This window comes from Mycobacterium lehmannii, assembly GCF_001499925.1.
Classification (GTDB): Bacteria; Actinomycetota; Actinomycetes; order Mycobacteriales; family Mycobacteriaceae; genus Mycobacterium; species Mycobacterium lehmannii.
Genome location: NZ_LQIR01000045.1, coordinates 118,649 through 143,894, shown reverse-complemented (window position 1 = coordinate 143,894; position 25,246 = coordinate 118,649). Strand labels below are relative to the sequence as shown.

Genomic DNA, 25,246 nt, shown 5'->3' with positions numbered 1-25,246 from the left:
TCCCTAGGATCGGCCGTCATTGCTCTATCTTTGCTGATCTTTGCTGATATCGCGCAAAACTCGCAACGCAGAGCCGATGTCGTGGGCGGTGATCGCCCGCAATCCGGCGGGCACCGATGTCACGCCGGGTGGTACGACCGCCGATGCGAAGCCGAGCCGGGCCGCCTCGGCCAGGCGGCGGTCCATGCCGGTGACCCGCCGTAGATCGCCCGCCAGGCCCACTTCGCCGATTGCCACCGCGGCGGCCGGCACGGGCAGGTCCATCTTCGAAGACGCGATGGCCACCGCGATCGCCAGGTCCGCCGACGGATCGGTCAGCCTCATACCGCCCACGGTCGACAGGTAGATGTCGTGGGCGCCCACCGACAGGCCCGCGTGCTTGTCCAGGACCGCGGTGATCATCGCGGCACGCGAGGAGTCGATTCCGCTGACGGCGCGCCGGGCGGTCCCGTTCGCAGGCGGCCCGATCAGCGCCTGCACCTCTCCGATCAGCGGACGCTTACCGTCCAGGGTGACCGTGATCGCCGTTCCCGCAACGGGTTTGGGTCGTTGGTCGCGAAACAGGCCGGATGGGTCGGCCACGCCTTCGATCCCGTTGTCGTGCAGAAGGAAACAGCCGACTTCGTCCGCGGCGCCGAAGCGGTTCTTGATGCCGCGGACCATCCGAAGCGACGATGCGCGGTCGCCCTCGAAGTGCAGCACGACGTCGACGAGATGTTCGAGCGAGCGCGGCCCGGCGATCGCACCGTCCTTGGTCACGTGGCCGACGAGGATCAGCGCGACGCCGGATGTCTTGGCCGCCATCGTCAAAGCGGTGGTCACCGCGCGTACCTGGGTGACGCCGCCGGTGACGCCGTCCGCCTCGGTGGTGGACATGGTTTGCACCGAGTCGACCACCACCAGGCTGGGCTGCACCTCGTCGATGTGTGCAAGTGCTGTGCCCAGATCCGACTCCGCGGCCAGGTACACCTCGTCGTGAGTGCAGCGCGTGCGTTCCGCCCGCATCCGGATCTGGCCTGCCGACTCCTCACCCGAGAGGTACAGCGCCCGTTTCCCCGCCGCCGCCCACCGGTGCGCGACCTCCAACAACAGCGTCGACTTGCCCACGCCGGGATCACCGGCGAGCAGCGTCACCGATCCGGGCACCAGGCCGCCGCCGAGCACTCGGTCCAACTCGGTGACACCGGTGTGGCAGTGACGGGTGCGCCCGGGATCGATCGAGCTGATCGGCACGGCCGCTGAGGAGGGGGCGACTGAACGTCGCGCTCCGGCTCCGGCCACCGCGGACAACACGGCCACCTCGTCGACGGTGCCCCAGGTGCCGCATTCGGGGCAGCGGCCGACCCATTTGAGGGTTACGTGGTGGCACTCCGAGCAGCGGTACTGCGAGCGCGCTTTGGCGCCACTTTTGGCCACGCGTTGACGGTAGCCGTCGCCTCCGACAGACAGCGACAGAAACTCAGCGCCGAGCGGTCGTGTCGCGGACTTCGCTCAGTGCCCGCCGCCGTGTCCGCCCGCTTCGGCGGCTTCGCCTCGACGCGGCGCCTCACCGGCGGAGATCGGCACCCGCACGGTCGCCTCGCCTGCCTTCTGGAACTTGAACGTGAAGTCGTAGAGCAGGCCGTTGGTGATCGGCTTGCTCAAGGTGACCATGGCTTCGGCGGCTTCTGCGGCCTCGACGCTCTCCAATGGGGTGATCTGCCCGTCCGGTGCGCCAACCGTGAGCATCCCGCCCGCGGGCACAGTGGTGTCACCGGTCAGGGTCACGGTGCCGACCTCGGAAGTGACCGACTCCAACTTGTCGGCCTCTTCAGGCGAGGTGTTGGCCGCCACGAAGATCAGCTCGACCTCTTTGCCCGGCCGGACGAAGTCGGTCACTTGCTCGGCCCGCAGGTGAACGTTGCGCAACGCGATCTCGCCGAGGTTCGCGCTGGTGCCGTTGACGGCCGGCTCCTGCGTGGTCATCTGGGAGACCTGTCCCGAACTGCAGCCGACGAGCGCCCCGCCCACGACAAAGGCAGCAGCCAACCCGCAGGCGGCCAGTTTGAAGCGGTCCACTCTTGCCTCCTGCTCGGCCCGTCGAAGCGACCGATCCGGTCGGTCGCGGGATTCGACTATGCAGAGTAGTAGGTGCGTGCGGGCGGCGGTAGCTGAGGTCCGGCACGTCGTCGGGAATCCGCGGGCGGCGCCGCGAAAGTGGCACCGGAAGTGCCACTGCCCCATGCGCGATGCCCTGCCCCAGCTACTGGATGGACGTCTCGAGGACCCCTGAGCCATGCACGTATTCGTCGGCGTGTCAACCCCTAACGTTCACCCGAGGTGCCCCTGACCTGCACCGTTGGTCCACCCCTGTCTGGGCACCGTGCTAGCATTGAGGTGTGAAAGGGGCTCGAAACTGATGATTTTCAAGGTCGGAGACACCGTTGTTTATCCCCACCACGGTGCTGCGTTGATTGAGGCGATCGAAACCCGGACCATCAAAGGCGAACAGAAGGAATACCTCGTCTTGAAGGTCGCTCAGGGGGACCTCACGGTTCGAGTGCCAGCCGAGAACGCAGAGTATGTCGGGGTGCGCGACGTCGTCGGACAGGAGGGCCTGGACAAGGTTTTCCAGGTGCTCCGTGCCCCCCATACCGAGGAACCGACCAACTGGTCGCGGCGGTACAAGGCCAACCTCGAGAAGTTGGCCTCGGGTGACGTGAACAAGGTCGCCGAAGTGGTCCGCGACTTGTGGCGACGCGATCAGGAGCGTGGCCTGTCGGCGGGTGAGAAGCGGATGCTGGCCAAGGCGCGACAGATCCTGGTGGGCGAGCTTGCTCTCGCCGAGAACACCGATGACGAGAAGGCCGCGACCATCCTCGACGAGGCACTCGCCGCCGCTTCCTGAAGCCGATGACGAGCCTGCCAAGGGTCGGGCTCGGCACCGACGTACACCCCATCCAGGCGGGGCGGCCGTGTTGGCTGCTGTGCCTGCTGTTCGACGGGGCAGACGGCTGCGAAGGCCATTCCGACGGTGATGTCGCGGCGCACGCGCTCTGCGACGCGCTGCTTTCCGCGGCCGGTCTCGGCGACCTCGGCGAGGTCTTCGGCACCGGTCGCGACGAGTGGCGCGGCGCCGGCGGCGCCGACATGCTTCGGCACGTCCATTGGCTAGTCACCGATCAGGGCTTTCGAATCATCAACGCGGCAGTGCAGGTGATCGGTAACCGGCCGAAGGTCGGTCCGCGCCGCGCCGAGGCGCAGAAGCTCCTGTCCGAACTGCTCGACGCCCCCGTGTCCGTCAGTGCGACCACCACCGACGGCCTGGGCCTGACCGGTCGTGGTGAGGGTCTCGCGGCGATCGCGACCGCGTTGGTGGTTGAGGGCGATTAGCCTTGTAAGCTGGCCCGTCGTGAGCGGAGCGGATAACCTGCGGCTGTACGACACCATGAGCGGTGCCGTCCGCGACTTCGTTCCCGTGCGCACCGGGCACGCCTCGGTCTACCTCTGCGGAGCCACAGTTCAGGGTCTGCCCCACATCGGGCACGTGCGAAGCGGAGTCGCATTCGACGTGCTTCGGCGCTGGCTGATGGCCAAGGGCTACGACGTCGCCTTCATCCGCAACGTCACCGACATCGACGACAAGATCCTCAACAAGGCCGCCGATGCGGGACGGCCGTGGTGGGAGTGGGCCGCCACCTATGAACGCGCGTTCTCGGCCGCCTATGACGCGCTCGGGGTGATGCCGCCGTCGGCCGAACCCCGCGCCACCGGCCACATCACCCAGATGATCGAACTGATCGAGCGGCTGATCGAGCGGGACCACGCGTATGTCGGTAACGGTGACGTCTACTTCGACGTGCTCAGCCAGCCGGGCTACGGCAAGCTGTCCGGTCACAAGATCGACGATGTGCACCAGGGTGAGGGCGTAGCGACCGGCAAGCGCGACGAACGCGATTTCACCTTGTGGAAGGGCGCCAAACCCGGTGAACCGTCCTGGCCGACGCCATGGGGCCGCGGAAGACCGGGCTGGCACACCGAATGCGTCGCGATGTGCCAGGCGTATCTCGGCGCGGAGTTCGACATCCACGCCGGCGGCATGGACCTGGTGTTCCCTCATCACGAGAACGAGATCGCGCAGGCGGAGGCGGCGGGCGACCCGTTCGCCAGGTACTGGCTGCACAACGGCTGGGTGACCATGGGCGGCGAGAAGATGAGCAAGTCGTTGGGCAACGTGCTCGCGATTCCCGCTGTGCTGCAACGTGTCCGGGCCGCGGAGTTGCGCTATTACCTGGGCAGCGCGCACTACCGGTCGATGCTGGAGTTCTCGGAGACGGCGCTGCAGGACGCGGCGCGGGCCTACAGCGGTATCGAGGACTTCCTGCATCGCGTGCGCAACCGGGTGGGCGCCGTCGTGCCCGGCGAGTGGACACCGAAGTTCGCCGAGGCGCTCGACGACGACCTGTCCGTTCCGATTGCGCTGGCCGAGGTGCACGCCGCGCGTGCCGAGGGCAATCGCGCGCTGGACGCCGGTGACCACGAAACGGCCCTGACGCAGGCGATGTCGATCCGCGCGATGATGGGCATCCTCGGCGCGGACCCGCTCGACGAGCGCTGGGAATCCAAAGACGAGACGTCGGCCGCACTGGCCGCGGTCGATGTGTTGGTGCGCGCTGAGGTCGAACGGCGCGAGGACGCACGGGCGCGGCGGGACTGGGCCGAGGCCGACGCGATCCGTGATCGCCTCAAGGAAGCCGGGATCGAGGTCACCGACACCGGCGATGGTCCGCAGTGGACGCTGCTCGACGGGCACACGAAGTAGATGGCCGGAAACTCCAAGCGCAGAGGCGCGGTACGCAAGCCGGGAACGAAGAAGGGCCCGACGGTCGGGTCCGGCGGCGTTAGGCGGCGCGGTCTGGAAGGCCGCGGCGCCACTCCGCCCGCGCATATGCGTCCGCACCATCCGGCGGCGAAGCGGGCGGCCAAGGCCGCGAAATCCCAGCCGCGTCGGCAGGGCAAGAAAACCGACGACACCGAGGTGGTGCTGGGACGCAATCCGGTCCTGGAGTGTCTGCGCGCAGGGGTGCCCGCGACGGCGCTGTACGTCGCGCTGGGTGCGGACGCCGACGAGCGGTTGACCGAGTCAGTGCAGATCGCCGCGGACGCGGGAATCTCGATCCTCGAGGTCCCGCGCCACGACCTCGACCGCATCGCCGCCAACGGTCTGCATCAGGGTGTGGCGCTTCAGGTTCCGCCGTACTCGTACGCGCATCCAGACGATCTGCTCGCAGCCGTGACGGCCGACGGCGCCTCGGCGCTGCTGGTCGCATTGGATAACATCTCCGACCCGCGCAACCTCGGTGCGATCGTGCGTTCGGTCGCCGCGTTCGGCGGTCATGGCGTCCTGATCCCGCAGCGCCGGTCGGCCTCTGTGACCGCGGTCGCGTGGCGTACCAGTGCGGGTGCCGCCGCGCGGCTTCCGGTCGCGCGGGCCACGAATCTCACCCGCACACTGAAGAACTGGGCCGACGAGGGCCTGCAGATCGTCGGCTTGGACGCCGATGGCGACATCACGGTCGACGAACTTGACGGTTCGGGACCGATCGTCGTCGTGGTCGGCTCCGAGGGTAAGGGGCTTTCGCGCCTGGTGCGGGAGACCTGCGACGCCGTGGTCTCGATCCCGATGGCCGGCCCCACAGAGTCGTTGAACGCCTCGGTGGCCGCGGGCGTCGTGCTCGCCGAGATCGCCCGTCAGCGCCGAGGCTAGAGGCCGAACAACCGCAGCGCCACCCACAGGCCGGCGACCGCGGCCACCAGCGTGGCGGGTACTGTGCACAGTCCGATGCGGCTGAACTCACCTGCGGTGGTTGTCATTTCGCGGCGTACGACGCTACGCCAGAGCAAGTTGGCCAGCGAGCCGACGTAGGTGAGGTTCGGTCCGATGTTCACTCCGATCAACACCGCCAGCACGGCGCCCGGTCCCGATGCCGACACCAGCGGCAGCAGCACCAGCACCGCGGGCAGGTTGTTGACGACGTTCGACAGCAGCGCCGCGACGGCCGCGATCCCAAGCAGCGCGAGCAGTCCGTGACCGCTGGGCAGCAGGCCGCGCATCGCGTTGTCGAGACCGTTGACCATGACGGCGTCGACCACGATGCCGAGGCACAGCACGAAAAGCAGAAACGGCACATCGGCTGCGGCTGCCATCCGGGCGACGGTCGTGTGGCGTCGCGTCAGGCTCCACCCACCGAGCACGACGACTCCGCCGAGTGCCGCCCAGGCCGGCGAGACTCCGAGCATCGAGGTGACGACGAATCCGGCCAGCGTCAAGCCCAGTACGACAAGGGGAAACACGGGGACGTGCACCGTATCGTCGGGCACCGGCCGGGGCGCGATCGAGAGCTGCTTCCTGAAAAGCCAACGCAGCACGACGAATTCGACGACGATGGCCAACAGCCAGGGCAGTGTCATGAGCGCGGCGAAGTGCAGGAAGGTAATGCCCGCCGCGGTGAACGCCAGCAGATTGGTCAGGTTCGACACCGGTATCAGCAGCGACGCGCTGTTGGCCAGGTGCGCGGTCGCATAGGCATGCGGGGTGGCCGGCACCGACAGCATGCGAGCAGTGGCAAGCACGACGGGGGTCAGCAACAGCACGGTGGCATCCAGGCTCAGGACCGCCGTCGTCGCCGCGGCGATCGCGAACACCCCTGCCAGCAAGCGGTTCTGGCTGCCGTCGGCGGCACGCGCCAACGCCGCACCCGCTGCGCGGAACACTCCCTCGTCGGCGCACAGCCGCGCCAACACCAGAACGACCGCCAAAAAGCCCACCACCGGCACCAGGCGACCGACCTCCGCGGCGGCCTCGTCCAGCGAGATGATGCCGGCGCCGATCAGCAGCGCGGCCACGGGTACCGCCACGACGGCTTCCGGCCACTTGTGCGGGCGGGCCACCGCGAAACCCAGTATGACCGCCAGGGCGGCCACCGCCAGGATCAGATCCACGGATCGGCAGGCTGCCACAGCGTGGGCAGGTGCAATGCGACGCCATCGTCGTAGGCCAGCCGCGACAACACCCGCATCGAGACGTCGAGGTCGTCGGCTGCGTAGGGAAGCGCGCGCAGTGGTTCGTGCAGGGGACGGAAGAAGTCATCCCAGTGGATGAGCACCACGCGGCGCGCGCCCACGGTCCGCACGCTTTCGCGCCAGTAATCACGCAGGTAGCGCTCCGGCTGCAGTCCGAGCTGGCCGACTCCGAGGTACACGACATCGGCGCGGTGTCCGGCCAGTGCGCCGGCAACGAATCCCGCACTGCCGACGATCAGCAGACGACGATCCGACGGACGGTGACGAACCAGCGTGGACCACGCCTCACCGCACCGGTACGCCGACACCCTGACCGGCGGCACGACCGGACCAGTGATGACACCCGGAAACCGGTCGGGCGGGCAGTGATCCCCCTCGATGAGCGTGACCTCGTAAGCGCCCAGCGCGACGGGGTCGCCGGGACTGACCACCACGATGCGGTCCTCGGGCAGCCGGTGGCCGCGGCCCACGTGGGCGGCGGATAGGCCGCCGACAAGTCGCGCGCCGGTCCGCTCGGCGACAGCCGCACTGTCCATCGCGTGGTCGTAGTGGGTGTGTACGGGAAGGACGGCCTCCAGCCGGTCGATCCGCAGGCGGGTGAGGCAGCCGTCGATGCGCGGTTCCGCCGGTGACAGCTGCCGCAGCCCGACTTCGGCCAGGCTCGGGCGTGAGAAGAAGCCGTCGGTCAGCAGCGCCGATTCGCCGTCGTCGATCAGCAGCGTCGTGACGCCCGCCCAGGTGATCGTCAGCGGCGTATCCGCACCCGCCGGCGGGACGTCGAAATAGCGCTCGTAATCCGCCAGGTTCGGCCTGCCGAGCTTGAGACGCATAGCGCCAACTCTAAGTGGCCCACGCGATGGTGCGCTCGATCGTGACTGTCGACCGCGTCCTTCACCGGTCCTCCCCTTCGTGCCTGCTGCTGATTTCGCCGGCATGTTCGGCCCTGTCGTCACACGGATCCTCGTGCCAGTCGCCGAAAGGGTCTGCGTATGCGGACCATTCGTTTGGGCGCGTCCATTCCTCGTCGGTCAGCAGTGCTGCGCGCAACGCGCCGACGATGTCCTCTGGTTCCGCTCCGCGCACCAATACGGTGATCGAAACGTGACGGTCGCCGAGTCGGTCGTCCCAGTCGGCGGCAGCGAGCACAACACGTTGCGGGTCTGCGTAGGTCCGTTCGGTATCGCTCATGGCGGCCAGCCATCGACCGGCATATTCGAACCGCATACCTCCGCCGGCTGATTCGAGCCACATGACATCGTCGAACCGGTTGGCCAACCACAGCCGTCCCCTCGTGCGCACCACGCCGTCGAGAAGCACCTCCAGCGCGTCGTGCAGTCGCTGGGGATGAAATGGCCGACGGGCGGAGAAAAGCAACAACCCGACTTCGCCGTCGGCATCCAGTGACGGCTGTCCGGCGAGCAGCGGGTCGTGCGGGTGGTCGCTGCGTCCGCGCCTGCTGTCAGGCTCGAGGTTGGCCAGCGCCGTCTCGATGCGTTCGGAACCGACCGTCAGGCGCGCACGAGGTGCCAACCGTCGCAGCACTTTCAGCGTCTGCCCATGAGCTTGGTCGACTACGAGCGTGTCGGCGAACTCAGCCTGCCCGACAGCCACCTGCGCCACGGTCCGTCCGTCGTCGAGGTCGTGGTCGCCGGTCGCCTTAGACAGCCACACGGCAGAGTCGACGCAGGTCACCACCGCCTCGATGCGCACGTCACGAGCCGCTGGTCCGTCGATGTAGCCAGGACCCACGTGCACCCGCACGTTGTTGATTGCCCAGCACACCGGTTCGGGCTCGAGCCATGGCATGAGTTGCACCGCAATGCGATTGACATCACCGCGGCGGTGTAGTCGTCGCAGTAGCACCAGCAGGTCCTCGCGCACGGTGCAGGTCACGCATCCGCGGACCAACTCGATCGGCCAAGCCGTGGTGCCCGAAGACGTCGTGACGGTACGCACCACGACTTGACCGTCGTATCCATGTCTGACGACCACCGTGCCGGTCGCCCGGGCCAGCACGGTGGCGACGCCTTCTGTGTCGCCTTGCCCGCAGATCAGCACCAGTGGAGTGCGCACAGCAACCCCTTCCTCAGTTGAAAATGATTTTCATTAACGTTAGGTTACCGCCGAAGGAGGAATATGTCCGCGCACTGTCAGGTCACCGGCCGAGCACCAAGTTTCGGCAACTCGGTATCGCACTCGCACCGACGCACGCGTCGTCGCTGGAACCCCAATATCCAGACGAAGACGTATTACCTGCCGTCCGAATCGCGCCGGATCAAACTGCGGGTGAGCGCGAAGGGCATCAAGGTCATCGACCGAGACGGCATCGAGGCCGTCGTGGCGCGGTTGCGAAAAGAGGGGCAGAAGATCTGATGGCGCGCACCGATATCAGGCCCACCGTGAAACTGCGTTCGACGGCCGGTACGGGCTACACCTATGTCACACGCAAGAATCGGCGCAACGACCCGGATCGATTAGTGCTGCGCAAGTATGACCCCATCGTCCGCCGCCACGTCGACTTCCGAGAGGAACGCTGATGGTGGCCTGTCCTCGTCCTCCGCACAGCCCCGCAGACGATCGGCAGTGGCTGTTGCACGCACGGTGCCGTGGGCTGCCGACAGAGATCTTCTTCGCGGCCGAAGGGGAGCGCGGACAACGTCGAGTAGCACGCGAAGAACAGGCGAAAAGAGTTTGTCGGCCGTGTCCCGTGCAGCCCGACTGCCTGCGGTATGCACTCACAGCCGTGGAGCCATGGGGCATCTGGGGCGCAACGACGCCAACAGAACGACAGCGGCTCACCGAGCCGGCCGAGCCGTCGGGACGAGCGCCCACTGACGCCCGTGTGGCAGGATCGTGCCCGACAGGCGATCGCGACTCGAGGAAGCCGGTGTGAATCCGGCGCGGTCCCGCCACTGTGACCGGCGAGGTCTTTGCGATCTTGCTGGGAGCCAGATACTCACCGCGGTCGCCTCCTCATAAGGCTGGGGCGGATTTCCCCGGTGAGGCTGACCTCGGCGTACCGAGAGCGCTTCCCGTGGCATCCGCGCACGACGGAAGGCACGGCATATGGCGCGTCGACATCTTGCGGCGGCGGTGATCTCGGCGCTGCTGCTCACGGCGTGCGGCACGGCGACCCCGCCGACCGGCGCCACCGCTGCCGAAGCCGTGGCGGGATTCCCGGTGAGCGTCACCAACTGCGGCGTCACCACGACCTACGACCGCCCACCGCGCCGGGCCGTGGCCTTGAACCAGCACTCGGGCGAGACGATGTTGGCGCTGGAACTTCAGAAGTCCATGGTGGGCACCGCATTCCTCGACGATCAGGTGCTGCCCGAATACCGCGACGCCTATGAGGCCATACCGGTGATCGCCGAAGAATATCCGTCGTACGAGACACTGCTTGCCGCTGAACCCGACTTCGTCTACGGCGGTTGGGAAAGCGCATTCGACGAGAAGGAGGGGCGCGGGCGCGAGCGGTTGCGTGATGTCGGCATCGACACCCACCTCAATCCCGAGAACTGCTCTTCTGAGCCGATGACGTTATCTGCGGTGGACGACGAAATACGCACCATCGGACGGATATTCGGTGTCACCGACCGAGCCGAGTGGGTGGTCGAACGCCAGCAGCGGATTCTGCAGGACACCCGCAGGCGCGTGCGCGACCTGGCACCGGTCGAGGTGGCTGTCTACGACAGCGGTGAGACCACCGTGTTCACCTCCGGCGGGCAGGGCATCGGCAACCAGATCATCGAATCCGCGGGCGGGCGCAACCTGTTCGCCGACGTACCGAAGGTGTGGGCCGACGTCTCGTTCGAACAGTTCGCCGAACGGGCGCCCGAGGTCATCCTGATCTACGATTACGGCGACCAATCGGTCGAGCAGAAGAAGCGGTTCCTGCTGGACAATCCGCTGCTGCAGCGGGTACCTGCCGTCCGCGACCAACGCTTCGCGGTGTTGCCGCTGTCCGAGATCACCGCAGGCGTGCGTGTCGGGCGCGCGGTCAAATCGCTTGCTGAGCAGTTGCATCCGGAGCCATCCGGATGACGACCGCCGCCCTGGACAAGCCGGTACGGTCCGTCACCCCGGGTCCGCAACGCGTTCCGTACGGCCTCGTGCTGACCATGCTCGCGGGACTGCTTCTGGTGTGCGCGACCGCAGGGGTCACCATCGGGTCGGTGGCCCTTCCGCCCGGGCAGGTGTGGCAGATCCTGCTCCACCAGCTCAATCCGATGTTGGTCGACCCGACATGGCCGCCGGTGCGTGCCTCGATCGTGCTCGACGCGCGGCTTCCCCGTGTTGCGCTGGCGGCGGTCATCGGGGCCGGCCTGGCGTGCTGCGGGATGGTGCTGCAGGCCGTCGTGCGCAACCCGTTGGCCGACCCGATGCTCTTGGGTGTGTCGTCGGGTGCGTCGGTGGGTGCGGTCGCGGTGCTGGTGGCCGGCGCAGGGCTCGGCTTGTTCGTGCTGCCGCTGGCGGCGTTTCTCGGAGCGTTGATCGCGTTGGTCGCCGTCTACTTTCTCGCTCGTACGGGCGGACGGATGACCACGCTGCGACTGATACTCGCCGGTGTCGCGGTCGCGGAGGTGCTGTCGGCCGTCGCCAGTCTGCTGATCGTCACCTCTGACGATCCGCACAAGGCCCAGTCCGCGGTGCGCTGGATGCTCGGCGGCCTCGGTGGGGCCGCCTGGTCGACAGTGTGGATCCCGGCTGTGGCCGTTGCTATCGGTATCGCTGTGCTGCTCGCCGTCACTCGGCCGCTGAATCTGCTGTACAGCGGTGAAGAGGCCGCTGCGGCACTGGGTTTGGACGTCCATCGCTTCCGCGGGGCGATGTTCGTCGTGGTCGCGTTGATGGTGGGTGCCATGGTCGCGGTCAGCGGTGCGATCGGCTTCGTCGGCCTGATCATGCCGCATATCGTGCGGATGCTCGTCGGCGCCGACCACCGTCGCGCCTTGCCGGCGGTCGCGCTGCTCGGGGCCTCGTTCCTCATCGTGTGCGACATCGCCGCGCGAACCGTCGCGGCACCGGAGGAACTGCCGGTCGGCGTCCTGACCGCCCTCGTCGGCGGCCCGTACTTTCTGTGGCTGATGCGGCGCAGGGTGTCGGCGTGACTGGCGGAGTCCTCATCGACGAAGTGACGGTGACGAAGGGGCGAAAGACGTTGGTCCGCAACGTGTCCATGCGGGTGGAGCGCGGCGAGATGGTGGCCGTCGTCGGACCCAACGGCGCCGGTAAGACCACGCTGTTGCGCACTCTCTACCGTGCTCAGCGGCCGACATCGGGGCGCGTGCTGGTTGGCGGCGAAGACGTCTGGCAGATGCCGGCCAAGCGCGCGGCGCGCCGCATTGCGGCCGTGTTGCAGGACGCGCCGGGCGATTTCGCGCTCACGGTGTTCGACGTGGTCGCGATGGGCCGGACCCCGTACAAGCGCGCGTTCGACGGCGACAACGCCGACGATCGCCGCATCATTGCCGAGGCGCTCGAATCAGTGGATGTATCCGGTCTGGCGAACGAGCCGTTCGACCGGCTCTCGGGCGGTCAGAAGCAGCGCGTGATGATCGCTCGTGCGCTGACACAGAGCACCGACACGATCGTGTTGGACGAGCCGACCAACCACCTGGATCTGCGCCACCAGCACGATGCCCTGCACCTGCTACGGACCACCGGCGCCACCGTCGTCGCGGCCTTGCACGATCTCAATCTCGCTGCGGCATACTGCGACCGGATCTGCGTTCTCGATACCGGCCGCGTGGTGTCGATCGGCACTCCCGCACAGGTCCTGACCGAGGACATGCTCGCCGAGGTCTACGGCGTCGCAGCCAGGGTCGGCCTCGATGCGGGCACCGATCGAATCCGGGTCGACGTGACACCCAAGGAGTGGACCCGGTGAGGATCGACGCTCAACTCACCGAGATCGCCCGCTTCGGAGGGTTCTTCGCCATCGCTCAAGGGAGCGCCGAAGCGGGTTGGCGGCCGGTTAACGCGTACTACACCGAGGGATACCAGGACCTGATCTTGGCGACGGCTACGCGCTACCGCACCCGCGACCTTCGCATCAGTGCGTCGGCGGTGCAGTTGAGCCACGCGTCGAGGCTGTGGTCCCCGGTGCTCGCGTGCGCCGTCGCATACGGTGTGGTCCCCGACCTCACGAGCCTGCAGCGTGCGGAGGACAGCCCAGCACTGAGAGTATCTGTCCCCGAAGGTGATCAGCTCGTCGGAGACCCGTCGGCCACGCTGTACCGCATCGTCGTCGAGGAGCACATGGAGCGGTTGGCCGACGGGTTGCGTGTCAAGGTCGCACCGGGCCTGCTCTACGGCAACATCGCCTCGGCGTTGGTGGCCGCGACCCGAGCGCTCTACTCGGTGCGGCCGCAGCTACGCGATTCCGCGACCGCCCTGGCGCGGTCTCTGTTGGAGACCGGCAAGCTCACCGGAACCGGAACGGTCAAACACAACTTGGCTTTTCGTCGCCGAAGCTGCTGTCTGTACTATCGCGTGAGCGACGGATCCAAGTGCGGAGACTGTGCGTTGCGCTGAATCAGGTGAAGGGGGCGATCTTTACGCGCTCGGCCAACAGCCTGTCGCGTACCGCCGTCGCGATCTGCACGGCGCCCGGTGAATCACCGTGCACGCAAATCGAATCGACGGTGATCGGAATCGTCGAGCCGTCGACCGCGTCGACGCGCCCGTCCGACACCATCGACGCGATCCGGTCGGCGATGACGTCGGTGTCGTGCAGGACGGCACCGCGCTGGCGTCGGTCCACCAACCGGCCGTCGGGACGATAGGCCCTGTCGGCGAACGCCTCGGGCACCGTGCGTAATCCGAGCTGTTCGGCCTCGCGGAAGAACGCCGAGCCGGTGAGCCCGAGCACCGGAAGGGCGGGATCGACGTCGTGCACGGCCTCTGCGACCGCTCGGGCCTGATCGTTGTTGGTCACGATCGAGAAGTACAGCGCCCCATGAGGTTTGACGTAGGTGACGGTGGATCCGGCGGCGTGCGCGATCGCCTGTAGCGCGCCGATCTGATAGATCACGTCGGCCTTGAGATCCTCGGGTGTCGCGTCGATGAACCGGCGGCCGAATCCGGGCAGATCGCGATAGCTCACCTGCGCGCCGATCCGCACGTCGCGCTCGGCCGCCGCCCGGCATGCCCGCAAGAGCAGTGCCGGGTCGCCGGCGTGGAAGCCGCAGGCGACGTTGGCGCTGGTGACGATGTCGAGCATGGCATCGTCGTCGCCGAGGCGCCAGACCCCGAAGCCCTCACCGAGGTCGGCATTCATGTCGACGGTTCTCATGTCGGTAACTCCGCGGATGTCGATGATGGCCACCGGTTTTCGGCGACGAACTCGGTCAACGGACGTCCAGTCGTCCATTCGTCGATCTCGAGCTGGGGACGGTCCGGAAACTCGGGGACCGGGCCAAGGCACAGGATCGCTACGGGCTCAGCGCCGTTCGGCATGTAGAGCAACTCGGCGAGGCTGTCCGGTTCGAAGATCGACACCCAACCCATGCCGAGCCCCTCTGCGCGCGCGGCGAGCCACAGGTTCTGTATCGCGCAGGAGACCGAGGCCAGGTCCATGTGTGGAAGGGTGCGACGCCCGAACACATGCTCGTGTCTGCCTTCGCCCAGCGCGACGACGAGGAGTTCGGCGCACTCCAGGATCCCCTCGACCTTGAGAGCCAGGAACTCCTCGCCACGTGGCCCCAACGCCTCGGCGGTTCGCACGCGCTCCTCGTCGACGAGGTCGTGGATGCGTGCCCGCAGCCGGTCGTCGGTGATCCGGACGAATCGCCATGGCTGCATCAAGCCGACGCTCGGTGCGGCGTGCGCGGCCTGCAGCAGCCGCACCAACATGTCTTCGGGTATCTGCGTGCCGGGCAGGAACCGGCGCATGTCGCGGCGTTCGGCGATCACCCGATAAACCGCGCGGCGTTCTTCGACGTCGAACGCGTGCTGGTTCACGCGGCCAGCTTAGTCCGGGCAGCGCTCACTAATGGAAACGGTTATCGTTATCGGTGTGATCACCCCCCGCATTGTCCGCACGATCCTCGCCAGCGCGGTGCTGGCCGCGCCGTTCGGTGTGGCGGCGTGCGCCGGCGGTGACGAGGCGGCCCAGGAGACGAGTACCGCTCCCTGTCCGGTCCGGCCGGTCGACGTGGTCGTCAGCGTGGATCAGTGGGGTGACATCGTCTCCCAGTTGGGCGGTGCCTGCGCGGAGGTCTCCACGGTGCTGGCCGGCTCGGCGGCCGACCCCCATGACTTCGAGCCCGCACCGTCGGATGCGGCGAAGTTCGACGGCGCGCAGCTCGTAGTCCTCAACGGTGGTCACTACGACGAGTGGGCGGTCAAGCTCGCCGCCAGCACGGCCCCTGATGCGCCGGTCGTGGAGGCGATGGCCGTCGACCACGAAGACGGGGCCAACCCCCATGCCTGGTACGACCCCGCCGCGGTGACGGCGCTGGCCGACGCGGTCACCGCGCGACTGCGTCAACTCGCACCGGAGGCGGCGGGCTACTTCGACGAACGCCGCGTCGCGCTCGCGGACAACCTCAAGCCGTACCATGAGCTCATTGATTCCCTGAGGGCCAAAGCGTCCGGCAAGAGCTATGCGGCGACCGAGACGTCATTCGATGACATGGGTGCGGCGCTCGGTCTGGCCAACCGCACCCCGCGCGGCTATCAGGTCGCGTCGTCCAACGACTCCGAACCGTCCCCGGCCGACCTGGACGCCTTCTTACAACTGCTGTCCGATCGCGGCGTTGACGTCTTGATCTACAACGTGCAGACCGAAGGCTCTGTCCCGCAACAGCTTCGGGTAGCGGCCGAACAGTCGGGGGTTCCGGTGGTCGAGATCACCGAGACGCTGCCCCCGGACGCTGATTCGTTCCAGAGCTGGCAGATCGACCAGTTGATCGCACTGGGCGAGGCGCTCGGTGTCGCCACCTAGTTCCGAACCTGAGGCCGAATCCGTCGTCGAGCAGACGGCGCTGACCTTTGAGGACGTCAGCGCGGCGCGCGGCGGGCGGCTGATCTGGTCGGAGGCGACGTTCGAGGTCCCCGCAGGCGGCATCGTGGCCGTCATCGGGTCGAACGGCGCCGGAAAGACGACGCTGCTGCAGATCGTGCTCGGCCTGGTGCCGCCGGCGTCCGGACACGTCCGCGTTTTCGGCCAACCGGCCGGTGCGCTCAACAAGTCGATCGGTTACGTCCCGCAGAACTACGCGTCGGCCTCCGGCGAGGCGATCCGGGCGCGCGACGCCGTGATGCTCGGCCTCGTCGGGCACCGGTGGGGTTTAGGGTGGCCGAGTCGTGCAGACAACCGTCGCGTGGACGAGGTGCTCGCCGCCGTCGATGCGACCGCGGTGGCGGACAAACGGCTCTCCCAACTCTCGGGCGGCCAGCGCCAGCGGGTCGCGCTGGCCGAGGCGCTGGTCTCCAAGCCCCGCATGTTGATCCTCGACGAGCCGTTGGCCGCACTCGATCTGCGCAGCCAGCGCGAGATCGTCGCCGTGCTCGAGCGGATCAGCAAGGAGTTCGGCGTGACGATCCTGGTCGTCGCACATGACCTCAACCCACTGCTGGGCGTGTTGACCAGCGCCATCTACCTACTCGACGGACACGCGCACTTCGACACCTTCGACGGCCCCGTCGACGAGACACTGCTGAGCCACCTCTACGGCACCCGAGTCGAAGTCGTGCATACGCCGCAGGGCGATCTCTACGTGCGGAGGCCGTGATGAACACGACCATCGTCGCGCTTGGCTACCAAGACAATTGGTGGCCGATCCTCACGTCGTCCTTCATGCGCAACGCGCTGATCGGCGGCACGATCGTCGCCTTGGCCGCCGGCCTGATCGGTTACTTCGTCGTCGTGCGCAACACCGCCTTCGCCGCCCACGCGCTCGCTCACATCGGGCTGCCGGGCGCAACGGGAGCGGTACTCGTCGGCGTCCCCGTCGGGGTGGGACTCGGCGTGTTCTGCATCGGCGGCGCTCTGGTGATCGGAGCGCTGGGTCGCCGGGCGGCCGACCGCGAGGTGGCCACCGGGACCGTACTGGCCATGGCGACCGGTCTCGGGTTGTTCTTCAACTCGCTGGCGACCAAGAGTTCGAGCACGCTGACCAACGTCCTGTTCGGCAACCTGCTGGCGATCTCGCGGCAGCAGATCATCACGTTCGCGGTGCTGGTCGCGGTGCTGGGGGTGTGCATCGCGCTGATCTACCGGCCGCTGCTGTTCACGTCCGTCAACGCCCAGGTGGCCGACGCCAGGGGAGTGCCGGTGCGCGCGCTTTCGGTGGCGTTCATGGCGCTGCTCGGCCTGGCGGTGACGATGGCCGTGCAGGCAGTCGGCACGCTGCTGCTGTTCGCGCTCGTGGTCAGTCCCGCTGCGGCGGCGATCATGCTGACACCGCGACCGGGCAAGGCGATCGCCCTGTCCACGGCGTTCAGCCTCGCAGCGGTGTGGGTGGGTCTCGGGCTCTCGGCGATGTTCAACGCGCCGCCCAGCTTCGTGATCGTGACGGTCGCGTGCAGCGTCTGGGCGGTGGTGTGGGCCGGGCAGCGCGGGCTGCGACGAACCGCCGATCAGGTGCTGGTCACCTGAGCTCGAGGCGTGGTCGGCTACCCTCACGGAGCATGCCGAGGAGTCCCACGCCGCGACGGCGTGCCACGCTGGCTTCTCTGGCCGCCGAACTGAAGGTCTCCCGCACCACGATCTCCAACGCCTACAACCGGCCGGACCAGTTGTCGGCCGAACTCCGCGATCGCGTACTGGCCACCGCGAAGCGGCTGGGATACCCCGGCCCCGACCCGGTGGCGCGTTCGCTGCGCACCCGCAAGGCCGGTGCGGTCGGTCTGATGATCACCGAACCGCTCAACTATTCCTTCAGTGATCCAGCCGCACTCGACTTCGTGGCCGGCTTGGCCGAGTCGTGTGAAGAGGCCGGGCAGGGACTGCTGCTCGTCGCGATCGGCCCCAACCGCAGCGTCAGCGACGGGACGGCGGCGATCCTCGCTGCCGGGGTGGACGGTTTCGCCGTCTATTCGGCCTCCGACGACGACCCGTATCTCGCGACCGTCCAGCAGCGGCACCTGCCGATGGTGGTGATCGACCAGCCCAAGGACGTGCCCGGTGCCTCGCGCGTGTCCATCGACGACCGTGGCGCCATGTGCCAACTCGCCGAACACGTTGTGCAGCTGGGTCATCGGGAAATCGGCCTCCTGACGATGCGGCTGGGCCGGGATCGGCCGAAGGGCGGGGCAGGGCCCACGGTGGCCGACCCCCAACGACTGCAGACTCCGCACTTTCACGTACAGCGCGAACGCATCGCAGGGGTTCGTGACGCGATGACTGCAGCCGGGCTCGACCCCGAATCGCTGACCGTGGTGGAGAGCTACGAGCACCTGCCGACGTCGGGCGGGGCGGCCGCGGCAGTCGCCTTGGCAGCCAATCCCCGGCTCACCGCGTTGATGTGCACTGCGGACGTACTGGCCCTGTCGGCGATGGATTACCTACGGGCGCGGGGCATCTACGTTCCCGGCGAGATGACGGTCACCGGATTCGACGGAGTGCCCGAGGCGCTGCGGCGCGGTCTGGCCACGGTCGCACAGCCCAGCATCGAGAAGGGTCGCCGGGCGGGACGGCTGCTGCACCACCCGCCACGATCGGGTCTGCCGGTCGTGGAAGTCCTCGACACCGAGCTGGTCCGGGGCCGCACCGCGGGACCGCCCTCCTAGAGCGCGGTGACCGGTGGGGACGCCCGCCACTGCTCGACCATCGGTGCGATACCCGAGGTGAGCATCGGCAGCTCGGGAGCCATCGCCAGCGCCGCGACCATCGCGAGTCTGCCGGCCGCCTCGGTGATCCGCAGAACACGTTCATCGGTCGGGCGTAGCCCCATGGAGACCGCCGCCGCGTCGTAGGCGGCGAGCGCGTCGGCGCCCACCAACGCGAGATCCGATTCGACCGCACCGAGCGTCACGAGTTCGAAGTCCGACCACAGCTCGCCGTCCGGTGTGGTGATCATGTTGTGGTATGGCGCGTCACCGTGGATGGGCTGAACGTCGACATCCGGGAAGGCGGTCTGGAAGGCCGCGCGCGACGTCAACACTGGGCCGATGACGTCCCATTCACGTTGCGCCCGTTCGAGATCGGGCGTCGCGATGAGTTCCGGCAGGTCCCTCAATACTGCCAGCCCCTCCGGTATGTAGGAGCCGAACGGCGCCCAGAAATCCAGCTCCCCGTCGTAGTCGCGCAACGCGGCGTGTAGCTGCGCGGTCTGCTCCATGCGGCGACCCAAATCCGGGTTCGAATCGGGGACCTGCTCGACGAACTGCCAGAACGTCATCGACAACCCGTCGCGGCGAACGGGTTCGGCGGGCACCAGCGGGGTCGGTGCCACTACCGGATACCCGCGCTCGGCGAGCCAGCTGGTGACTTCGAGCTCTGCGCGCTGTTGTCGGGTCTGCACATCCGGATTTCGGGTGTACGACGGCGGTAGGACCGTGGGCACCCGGACGACGACCGGCTCGGGATGAAGGTGGACGATCACGGAGAACACGTCGTAGAGCACGCGGGGATCGTCGCTGCGCAGGCCGAGGTCGGCCCCGGCGGCGACGGCCGCGGCGACTGCGGAAGCGGTCCGCTCGGCGATCTCGGCGTCGGTCAGCACCGTCAACCCGATTGCGAGCGGCGCGCGTCGAGCAGGTAAACCAACGCTGCCGCAACGTCTTGCGGCGATTCGACACGGTAGGCCGCCAACGTGTCGCCCGGTCCTACCTTCACCCCGACGTCGTCACCGCGAAGACGGCGGAACGCCTTCTCATCGGTGACATCGTCGCCGAAGAACACCACGGCGTCCGCGTTCTCCTGCTCTCGCAGGATGTCGATCGCCTCGCCCTTGTCCGTCTGGATCACCGCAAACTCCAGCACTTCCTTGCCTTCGGTCAGCTGGGCATTCCAGTCGGTCGACGCCTCGCGAGCCGCGGAGAGCGCGGCCGCGCCGTCGTCTGCCGAGGCGTTGCGCACGTGCAGCGCGACGCTGGCCGGTTTGGTCTCGACCGTGACACCCGGCTTACCGGAGGCGATGTCGCGCAGCTCCGACGTGATGCGCTGCAGCGCAACGTCGTCGACCTCGTGCGTGAATCCCGTGTTGAACTCGGCGCCGTGGCTGCCGACGAGATGCACCGCAGGCGGCATGCCCGACAGCTCGCGCAGCACCTCGAGCGCGCGTCCGGAGATCAGTGCGGAAGCCGTGTCGGGCAGGTCGGCGAGCGCGACCAACGCGTCCGCGGCCTCGGCGAGTGGCCGGGCGTCGCCCGGGTTACTGACGATCGGCGCCAGCGTCCCGTCGAAATCGGTGGTGATCAGCAGCCGTGGCGCCGCAGCGGCCGAAGTGAGCGCGCGCTGCAGATCGGCTGGAAGCACGCCTAGATCTTAGGATGCTCTCCGTCGCCGATCAGCAGCCGCACCGCGAGGTCCAGCCGCTTGCTGACGTCGGTCGCCGACGCCCGCCTGGTCAGCCAGGCGAGCAGGTTGGACAGCCAGACATCGGAGATGACGCGCGCGATGTGGTACTGGTCCTCGGTCGGCTCACCATCGCTCATGGCGCGGGCGAACATCGAGTCCATCAGCTTGCCGACGTGGTCGACCTCACCGGCCGCCGACGCGTCGGCGAACACGAACGCCCGCGTCATCGCCTCGGTCAACAGCGGGTTGCGCTGCATCGCGCGGTTGAGCTTGCCCACCATGATGTTCAGCCGCTGATACGGCGTGCCACCGGCCAGCGAGGCGCGGTCGGTCTTGGCGTCGATGCGCTCGAACTCGCGACCCAGTGCGGACACCAGCAGGTGCACTTTGGACGGGAAGTACCGGTAGAGGGTGCCGACCGCGACATCGGCCCGTTCGGCAACGGCACGCATCTGGACGGCTTCGTAGCCGCCCTTGGAGGCGATGGCCAGCGTCGCGTCGAGGATGCGCTTGCGGCGCTCGCGCTGGGCTTCCGAGCCGAGCTCTGACTCGGACAGGACCGCCACGTTCATCACCTGGCGCGGTCGAGATTCCGACCCCGAGGCCGGGCTGGCGGCTGCTGGCTGAGACGGGCCGGACATGCGGCGGCTTTCTCCTTCGCTATGCGTTCTCGTGGAAACGATACGCATGCCGATGCATTTTTTCTCACCCCGATATCCCCGATGGCACCGACGTGTCCTGCTGTAATGGCGGTCGACTTGACGGTCGGTCGCTGGCACTATTAGAACACGTTCTAGTGAGGAGCACCGCCTTCTCACCCAATAGCTAGGAGTGGACGGTGTCGCTCGCATCCCCGGGGACCATTGCCGACGACCAGGCAGCCGTAAGGGAGCTGGTGCGTGACTGGGCAACAGCTTCTGACGTCGTCACCGCCGCGCGAGACGTCGAGCGGGGGCAGGCGGACGCCTGGCGCCGGGCCTATGCGGGGATGGCCGAACTGGGGATCTTCGGGGTGGCGTTACCGGAGGCGCACGGCGGCGCCGACGGCACGGTCGACGACCTGTGCGCGATGGTCGACGAGGCGGCGGCCTCGCTGGTGCCCGGCCCGGTAGCGACGACCGCACTGGCCACGGTCGTGCTCGAATCGCCGGAAGTGCTGCGGGCGCTGGCTTCGGGTGAGCGGGTTGCAGGGGTGGCGTTGACCGCCGACCTGCGCTTCGCCGACGGCCGCGCCTCGGGCACCGCGGACTACGTGCTCGGCGCCGATGAGGCGGGGGTGCTGCTGCTCCCGGCCGGTGACGTCTTCCTCACGGTCGATGCCGGCGCGGACGGCGTGACCGTCGAGCCGCGCAACGCGACCGACTTCTCCCGGCCGCTTGGGCGCGTCGTGCTCGAGTCCGCGCCTGCCGAGGCGGTCCGCGCTCCGGCGCAGCGAGTGATCGACGTCGCCGCGGCCGTGATGGCGGCCGAGGCCGCGGGTCTGGCCCGCTGGGCGCTGCAGACCGCGACCGAGTACGCGAAGGTGCGCGAGCAGTTCGGCAAGCCCATCGGCAGCTTCCAGGCCATCAAGCACATGTGCGCGGAGATGCTTCTGCGGTCCGAGCAGGCCTCGGTGGCCGCCATGGATGCGGCTAGAGCGGTTTCGGAAGGCGACGAGAACCAGCTCTCGATCGCCGCTGCGGTGGCCGCTGCCGTCGGGATCGAGGCCGCCAAGGCCAACGCCAAGGACTGCATCCAGGTGCTGGGCGGTATCGGGATCACCTGGGAGCACGACGCGCACCTGTATCTGCGCCGCGCCTACGGTATTTCGCACTTCCTCGGCGGGGCGCCGCGCTGGCTGCGCCGGGTCGCGGCGTTGACGCAACAGGGTGTGCGCCGGGATCTGCGCATCGACCTCGAATCGGTCGAGGGTCTGCGACCCGAGATCGCCGCTGCCGTCGCGGAAGTCGCTGCCCTGCCCGTCGAGAAGCAGCAGGCCGCACTCGCCGACGCGGGCCTGCAGGCGCCGCACTGGCCCAAGCCGTACGGCCGCGGGGCCGGGCCCGCCGAACAGCTGCTGATCGACCAGGAGTTGGCGGCCGCCGGTGTCACCCGGCCCGACCTGGTGATCGGATGGTGGGCCGCGCCAACGATTCTCGAACACGGCACCCCCGAACAGATCGAACAGTTCGTGCCCGCGACGCTGCGCGGCGAACTGCTGTGGTGTCAGCTGTTCTCCGAGCCGGGCGCCGGATCGGATCTTGCGGCGCTGCGCACCAAAGCCGTACGCGTCGACGGCGCGACCGCGGGCGGCGCAACGGGCCCGGGTTGGAAGTTGACCGGCCAGAAGGTGTGGACCTCCGCGGCGCACAAGGCCGCGTGGGGTGTCTGCCTGGCGCGCACCGACCCGGACGCGCCGAAACACAAGGGGATCACGTACTTTCTGGTCGACATGAAGTCGCCGGGCATCGACATCCGCCCGCTGCGCGAGATCACCGGCGACAACCTGTTCAACGAGGTGTTCTTCGACGAGGTGTTCGTGCCCGACGAGATGGTCGTCGGTCAGGTCAACGACGGATGGCGGCTGGCCCGCACCACACTGGCCAACGAGCGGGTCGCGATGGCTCACGGCACCGCGCTCGGCAACCCGATGGAGGAGTTGCTCAAGCAGGTCGCCACGCTGGACTTCGACGTGGCCGGTCAGGACCGCTTGGGTTCGTTGATCGTGGCGGCTCAGGTCGGCTCACTGCTGGATCAGAAGATCGCCGAACTCGCTGTGGGAGGGCAGGATCCGGGCCCGCAGGCCAGCGCGCGCAAGCTGATCGGCGTGCGCTACCGGCAGGCGCTGGCCGAACTGCGGATGGAACTGTCCGAAGGTGGCGGCGTCGTCGAGAACTCGACGGTGTTCGACTTCCTCAACACGCGCTGCCTGACCATCGCGGGCGGCACCGAGCAGATCCTGCTCACCCTCGCGGGCGAACGGCTCCTGGGCCTACCCCGCTAACTGAACGAGGCCTGCGCGCAGGCGTCCGGCGAGGTGATGTTGACCCCGCTGTAGACCACCTGGATGTGCGAGCACACGATCAAGGGGACGTCGGTGCGCGGCGCTCCCGTGCGCTGATCGACCGGCCAGGCGATCCCGCGGAGCTGGAACTTCTCGGGCGGTCCTCCCCCGAAGTAGATGGTCGTGAACTCCACGTCGGTGAGCGATTTGAACGACCGGGTGTTCGGGGCGTCGAAGTTGAAGTTTCCGACGTACACGCCCCGGTCCATGGTTCGCAGCGTGGTGGTCTGGCGGGCCCACAGGTCGCCGGGGAAGCCGAGAACGTCCGGGCCGCGGCGCAGATTGGCCCTGGCGTCGAACAAGCACTTGGCCTCGGCCGCGATGCAGTTCGCGGTCGCGTGCATCTCGAGGTTGGTGCCGGGGTCGACCGGGATCGACGAGTCCGCGGTGTCGACGGCCGCGTCCGCCGTCGGGGTGGGTGCCATGAGCGTCAGCGCCAGCAGCACCGCCGAGATCGCCGCAGCGACGCCGGTCAACCGGTTCGTCACGTTGCTCCCCTTCCACGTGCGGCGAATGCTAGCCCGCGCGCTATTCGTCATAGGTGACTTCGACCGAATCCGAGCGGGGTAGGGCCTGGCAGCCCAGGATCAGACCCTCATCGAGGTCGGACTGCTCGAGGACGTCGTTGACGTCCATCTCGACGTCGCCGCTCTTCTTCAGCACGGCGCACGCGCCGCAATGGCCCTCGCGGCAGGAGAACGGCGCGTCGAGTCCCTTGTCGAGCAGCACGTCGAGCAGTTTGGCGTTGCGGGGCCAGCGCACCTCGTGGGTTTCGCCGTCGAGCGTGACGATCGCCGTGGCCGGCCCCTCGTCGCTGTCGTCCTCCTCGATGACCACCGCCGCGAACGGGTCGGAGTCCAGCGACTTGAACACCTCGATGTGCACCCGTTCGGCGGGCAGTCCTGCGCCCTTGACCGCCTCCTCGGCCGCGGCCATGAACGGCCCGGGGCCGCAGATGTAGGCGTCGTGGCTCGTGTAGGGAGCGGTCAACGCGGCCAGCGCCGCCGCGCTCGGCAGACCCTGCACCGTTTCCAGCCAGTGCACGACGACCAACCGTTCCGGGTACTTCTCACTCAGCTCACGCAGCGCCGAGCCGAAGATCACCGACTTTTCGTCGCGGTTGGCATAGATGAGCACGACCTTGCCGCTGCCCTCGGCCAGCGCCGACTTGCAGATCGACATCATCGGCGTGATCCCGGAACCGGCGGCCAGCAGCAGGAAGTCGGTATCCAGCGTCTTGGGCACGAAGGTGCCCGAGGGCGCGAGGACGTGGATCTTCATGCCGGCGTGCGCGTGGTCGCACAACCAGTTCGACGCGTACCCGTCGGCGGTGCGCTTGACGGTGACGGTCAGCCGGTCGTCGGTGAACGGGGAACTGCACAACGAGTAGCACCGCGCCACCGAACCCGTGCGGTCGCTGGGCACGCGCAGGGTCAGGAACTGTCCCGGCGCATACCGCAACCGTTCGGCGGGGATGTCGGCACCGGAGGGCACGCTGAACACCAGCGAGCGCGCATCGTCGGTCTCAGTGACGACATCGGCAAGTTCCAACTCGAGCACGTGGCTGCCGAGTGGCTCGTCGGTCACTTTCGCGTCCACCTCTCACGTCCGCCGGCCCTGCGATCCAGGGCAATAACTAGAACAGGTTACAGAAATGTATGTGTGCAGGT

The 25,246-nt window shown here is 67.8% G+C and carries 28 protein-coding genes and 1 riboswitch; of the genes, 16 read left to right on the top strand and 12 right to left on the bottom strand.

What is annotated here, in order from left to right; translation table 11 throughout:
* Positions 1-24 precede the first annotated feature (24 nt).
* Together radA and AU192_RS20100 are read right to left on the bottom strand one after the other, a co-directional pair.
* Complete coding sequence (radA, locus tag AU192_RS20105) at positions 25-1,416, bottom strand: DNA repair protein RadA (protein WP_064399274.1); 1,392 nt, start codon at positions 1,414-1,416, stop codon at positions 25-27.
* A 75-nt stretch (positions 1,417-1,491) separates the two neighbouring features.
* Positions 1,492-2,058 (bottom strand): copper chaperone PCu(A)C domain-containing protein, encoded by a 567-nt coding sequence (locus AU192_RS20100; protein ID WP_064399273.1) that lies wholly within the window; start codon positions 2,056-2,058, stop codon positions 1,492-1,494.
* A gap of 340 nt (positions 2,059-2,398) precedes the next feature.
* Between AU192_RS20100 and carD the strand changes: the two genes are divergently transcribed.
* Genes carD through rlmB form a run of 4 tightly spaced genes read left to right on the top strand, consistent with a single transcriptional unit; the run spans position 2,399 to position 5,746 of the window.
* Positions 2,399-2,887 (top strand): RNA polymerase-binding transcription factor CarD, encoded by a 489-nt coding sequence (gene carD / locus AU192_RS20095; RefSeq protein WP_003888533.1) that lies wholly within the window; start codon positions 2,399-2,401, stop codon positions 2,885-2,887.
* Between the two features lie 5 nt (positions 2,888-2,892).
* Complete coding sequence (ispF, locus tag AU192_RS20090; protein WP_064399272.1) at positions 2,893-3,372, top strand: 2-C-methyl-D-erythritol 2,4-cyclodiphosphate synthase; 480 nt, start codon at positions 2,893-2,895, stop codon at positions 3,370-3,372.
* Between the two features lie 19 nt (positions 3,373-3,391).
* Positions 3,392-4,801: a cysteine--tRNA ligase gene (cysS, locus tag AU192_RS20085; protein WP_278183972.1), complete on the top strand. Its 1,410-nt coding sequence runs from the start codon at positions 3,392-3,394 to the stop codon at positions 4,799-4,801.
* The gene (gene rlmB / locus AU192_RS20080) at positions 4,802-5,746 is read left to right on the top strand and encodes a 23S rRNA (guanosine(2251)-2'-O)-methyltransferase RlmB (protein ID WP_064399271.1); all 945 of its coding nucleotides are present in this window, start codon (positions 4,802-4,804) and stop codon (positions 5,744-5,746) included.
* On the opposite strand, the gene AU192_RS20075 is transcribed toward rlmB, so the two are convergent.
* The 3 genes from AU192_RS20075 to mrf all read right to left on the bottom strand — a co-directional run bounded on the left by AU192_RS20075 (position 5,743) and on the right by mrf (position 9,135).
* Positions 5,743-6,981 carry an SLC13 family permease gene (locus AU192_RS20075; protein WP_064399270.1) on the bottom strand — a complete coding sequence of 413 codons (1,239 nt, stop codon included), beginning with the start codon at positions 6,979-6,981 and terminating at the stop codon, positions 5,743-5,745. The two genes, rlmB and AU192_RS20075, sit on opposite strands and share 4 nt — an antisense overlap.
* Positions 6,972-7,892 carry an MBL fold metallo-hydrolase gene (locus tag AU192_RS20070; protein WP_064399269.1) on the bottom strand — a complete coding sequence of 307 codons (921 nt, stop codon included), beginning with the start codon at positions 7,890-7,892 and terminating at the stop codon, positions 6,972-6,974. The genes AU192_RS20075 and AU192_RS20070 overlap by 10 nt, the downstream gene beginning before the upstream one ends.
* A 61-nt stretch (positions 7,893-7,953) precedes the next feature.
* Positions 7,954-9,135 carry a ribosome hibernation factor-recruiting GTPase MRF gene (gene mrf / locus AU192_RS20065; RefSeq protein ID WP_064399268.1) on the bottom strand — a complete coding sequence of 394 codons (1,182 nt, stop codon included), beginning with the start codon at positions 9,133-9,135 and terminating at the stop codon, positions 7,954-7,956.
* Between the two features lie 63 nt (positions 9,136-9,198).
* On the opposite strand from mrf, the gene rpmB reads away from it, so the two are divergent.
* The 7 genes from rpmB (at position 9,199) to AU192_RS20035 (ending at position 13,599) form a co-directional block, all read left to right on the top strand.
* Complete coding sequence (gene rpmB / locus AU192_RS20060) at positions 9,199-9,435, top strand: 50S ribosomal protein L28 (RefSeq protein ID WP_064399267.1); 237 nt, start codon at positions 9,199-9,201, stop codon at positions 9,433-9,435.
* Complete coding sequence (gene rpmG / locus AU192_RS20055; RefSeq protein WP_064399266.1) at positions 9,435-9,599, top strand: 50S ribosomal protein L33; 165 nt, start codon at positions 9,435-9,437, stop codon at positions 9,597-9,599. Before rpmB ends, rpmG begins: the two co-directional genes overlap by 1 nt.
* Positions 9,599-9,955 (top strand): WhiB family transcriptional regulator, encoded by a 357-nt coding sequence (locus tag AU192_RS25210; protein WP_423202717.1) that lies wholly within the window; start codon positions 9,599-9,601, stop codon positions 9,953-9,955. Before rpmG ends, AU192_RS25210 begins: the two co-directional genes overlap by 1 nt.
* Positions 9,917-10,040, top strand: a riboswitch (cobalamin riboswitch). It overlaps the preceding gene by 39 nt.
* A gap of 88 nt (positions 10,041-10,128) precedes the next feature.
* The gene (locus AU192_RS20050) at positions 10,129-11,106 is read left to right on the top strand and encodes an ABC transporter substrate-binding protein (RefSeq protein WP_064399265.1); all 978 of its coding nucleotides are present in this window, start codon (positions 10,129-10,131) and stop codon (positions 11,104-11,106) included.
* Positions 11,103-12,173, top strand: a complete 1,071-nt coding sequence (locus AU192_RS20045; protein WP_064399264.1) for a FecCD family ABC transporter permease — start codon at positions 11,103-11,105, stop codon at positions 12,171-12,173. The genes AU192_RS20050 and AU192_RS20045 overlap by 4 nt, the downstream gene beginning before the upstream one ends.
* Complete coding sequence (locus tag AU192_RS20040; protein WP_064399375.1) at positions 12,170-12,952, top strand: ABC transporter ATP-binding protein; 783 nt, start codon at positions 12,170-12,172, stop codon at positions 12,950-12,952. Before AU192_RS20045 ends, AU192_RS20040 begins: the two co-directional genes overlap by 4 nt.
* The gene (locus AU192_RS20035; protein WP_064399374.1) at positions 12,949-13,599 is read left to right on the top strand and encodes a (2Fe-2S)-binding protein; all 651 of its coding nucleotides are present in this window, start codon (positions 12,949-12,951) and stop codon (positions 13,597-13,599) included. Before AU192_RS20040 ends, AU192_RS20035 begins: the two co-directional genes overlap by 4 nt.
* A 1-nt stretch (position 13,600) precedes the next feature.
* Here AU192_RS20035 and AU192_RS20030 read toward each other — a convergent pair whose 3' ends face one another.
* Both AU192_RS20030 and bluB read right to left on the bottom strand, forming a co-directional pair.
* On the bottom strand, positions 13,601-14,359 hold the full coding sequence (locus AU192_RS20030) for a LamB/YcsF family protein (protein ID WP_064399263.1): 759 nt from the start codon (positions 14,357-14,359) through the stop codon (positions 13,601-13,603).
* Positions 14,356-15,027 carry a 5,6-dimethylbenzimidazole synthase gene (bluB, locus tag AU192_RS20025; RefSeq protein ID WP_064399262.1) on the bottom strand — a complete coding sequence of 224 codons (672 nt, stop codon included), beginning with the start codon at positions 15,025-15,027 and terminating at the stop codon, positions 14,356-14,358. The genes AU192_RS20030 and bluB overlap by 4 nt, the downstream gene beginning before the upstream one ends.
* A gap of 31 nt (positions 15,028-15,058) precedes the next feature.
* Here bluB and AU192_RS20020 point away from each other — a divergent pair, with 31 nt between their 5' ends.
* The 4 genes from AU192_RS20020 to AU192_RS20005 are packed head-to-tail and all read left to right on the top strand — an operon-like array spanning position 15,059 to position 18,801.
* On the top strand, positions 15,059-16,012 hold the full coding sequence (locus AU192_RS20020) for a metal ABC transporter solute-binding protein, Zn/Mn family (RefSeq protein WP_064399261.1): 954 nt from the start codon (positions 15,059-15,061) through the stop codon (positions 16,010-16,012).
* Positions 15,999-16,802 (top strand): metal ABC transporter ATP-binding protein, encoded by an 804-nt coding sequence (locus tag AU192_RS20015; RefSeq protein WP_064399260.1) that lies wholly within the window; start codon positions 15,999-16,001, stop codon positions 16,800-16,802. The genes AU192_RS20020 and AU192_RS20015 overlap by 14 nt, the downstream gene beginning before the upstream one ends.
* Positions 16,802-17,668, top strand: coding sequence for a metal ABC transporter permease (locus AU192_RS20010; RefSeq protein ID WP_064399259.1), 867 nt, complete (start codon positions 16,802-16,804; stop codon positions 17,666-17,668). The genes AU192_RS20015 and AU192_RS20010 overlap by 1 nt, the downstream gene beginning before the upstream one ends.
* A gap of 32 nt (positions 17,669-17,700) precedes the next feature.
* A complete protein-coding gene (locus tag AU192_RS20005) occupies positions 17,701-18,801 on the top strand; it encodes an Rv3575c family transcriptional regulator (RefSeq protein ID WP_064399258.1) in 1,101 nt (366 codons plus the stop codon).
* Here AU192_RS20005 and AU192_RS20000 read toward each other — a convergent pair.
* Genes AU192_RS20000 through kstR form a run of 3 tightly spaced genes read right to left on the bottom strand, consistent with a single transcriptional unit; the run spans position 18,798 to position 21,099 of the window.
* Positions 18,798-19,736 (bottom strand): aminoglycoside phosphotransferase/kinase family protein, encoded by a 939-nt coding sequence (locus tag AU192_RS20000; RefSeq protein ID WP_064399257.1) that lies wholly within the window; start codon positions 19,734-19,736, stop codon positions 18,798-18,800. The genes AU192_RS20005 and AU192_RS20000 overlap by 4 nt on opposite strands.
* A gap of 2 nt (positions 19,737-19,738) precedes the next feature.
* Positions 19,739-20,491, bottom strand: coding sequence for a trehalose-phosphatase (gene otsB, locus AU192_RS19995; RefSeq protein WP_064399256.1), 753 nt, complete (start codon positions 20,489-20,491; stop codon positions 19,739-19,741).
* Between the two features lie 2 nt (positions 20,492-20,493).
* Complete coding sequence (gene kstR, locus AU192_RS19990) at positions 20,494-21,099, bottom strand: cholesterol catabolism transcriptional regulator KstR (protein ID WP_165593330.1); 606 nt, start codon at positions 21,097-21,099, stop codon at positions 20,494-20,496.
* 272 nt (positions 21,100-21,371) lie between these two features.
* Between kstR and AU192_RS19985 the strand changes: the two genes are divergently transcribed.
* On the top strand, positions 21,372-23,516 hold the full coding sequence (locus AU192_RS19985) for an acyl-CoA dehydrogenase family protein (RefSeq protein WP_064399254.1): 2,145 nt from the start codon (positions 21,372-21,374) through the stop codon (positions 23,514-23,516).
* Here the strand turns inward: AU192_RS19985 and AU192_RS19980 are convergent.
* Positions 23,513-24,001 (bottom strand): hypothetical protein, encoded by a 489-nt coding sequence (locus tag AU192_RS19980; RefSeq protein WP_064399373.1) that lies wholly within the window; start codon positions 23,999-24,001, stop codon positions 23,513-23,515. The two genes, AU192_RS19985 and AU192_RS19980, sit on opposite strands and share 4 nt — an antisense overlap.
* A 103-nt stretch (positions 24,002-24,104) precedes the next feature.
* Positions 24,105-25,163: a ferredoxin--NADP reductase gene (locus AU192_RS19975; protein WP_064399372.1), complete on the bottom strand. Its 1,059-nt coding sequence runs from the start codon at positions 25,161-25,163 to the stop codon at positions 24,105-24,107.
* Between the last annotated feature and the right edge of the window lie 83 nt (positions 25,164-25,246).

Coding starts and splice junctions, on each gene's coding strand:
- carD (WP_003888533.1), top strand. CDS start 2,399: ATGATTTTCAAGGTCGGAGACACCGTTGTTTATCCCCACCACGGTGCT.
- ispF (WP_064399272.1), top strand. CDS start 2,893: ATGACGAGCCTGCCAAGGGTCGGGCTCGGCACCGACGTACACCCCATC.
- rlmB (WP_064399271.1), top strand. CDS start 4,802: ATGGCCGGAAACTCCAAGCGCAGAGGCGCGGTACGCAAGCCGGGAACG.
- AU192_RS20070 (WP_064399269.1), bottom strand. CDS start 7,892: ATGCGTCTCAAGCTCGGCAGGCCGAACCTGGCGGATTACGAGCGCTAT.
- rpmB (WP_064399267.1), top strand. CDS start 9,199: ATGTCCGCGCACTGTCAGGTCACCGGCCGAGCACCAAGTTTCGGCAAC.
- rpmG (WP_064399266.1), top strand. CDS start 9,435: ATGGCGCGCACCGATATCAGGCCCACCGTGAAACTGCGTTCGACGGCC.
- AU192_RS25210 (WP_423202717.1), top strand. CDS start 9,599: ATGGTGGCCTGTCCTCGTCCTCCGCACAGCCCCGCAGACGATCGGCAG.
- AU192_RS20050 (WP_064399265.1), top strand. CDS start 10,129: ATGGCGCGTCGACATCTTGCGGCGGCGGTGATCTCGGCGCTGCTGCTC.
- AU192_RS20045 (WP_064399264.1), top strand. CDS start 11,103: ATGACGACCGCCGCCCTGGACAAGCCGGTACGGTCCGTCACCCCGGGT.
- AU192_RS20030 (WP_064399263.1), bottom strand. CDS start 14,359: ATGAGAACCGTCGACATGAATGCCGACCTCGGTGAGGGCTTCGGGGTC.
- AU192_RS20020 (WP_064399261.1), top strand. CDS start 15,059: ATGGAAACGGTTATCGTTATCGGTGTGATCACCCCCCGCATTGTCCGC.
- AU192_RS20010 (WP_064399259.1), top strand. CDS start 16,802: ATGAACACGACCATCGTCGCGCTTGGCTACCAAGACAATTGGTGGCCG.
- AU192_RS20005 (WP_064399258.1), top strand. CDS start 17,701: ATGCCGAGGAGTCCCACGCCGCGACGGCGTGCCACGCTGGCTTCTCTG.
- AU192_RS19980 (WP_064399373.1), bottom strand. CDS start 24,001: ATGGCACCCACCCCGACGGCGGACGCGGCCGTCGACACCGCGGACTCG.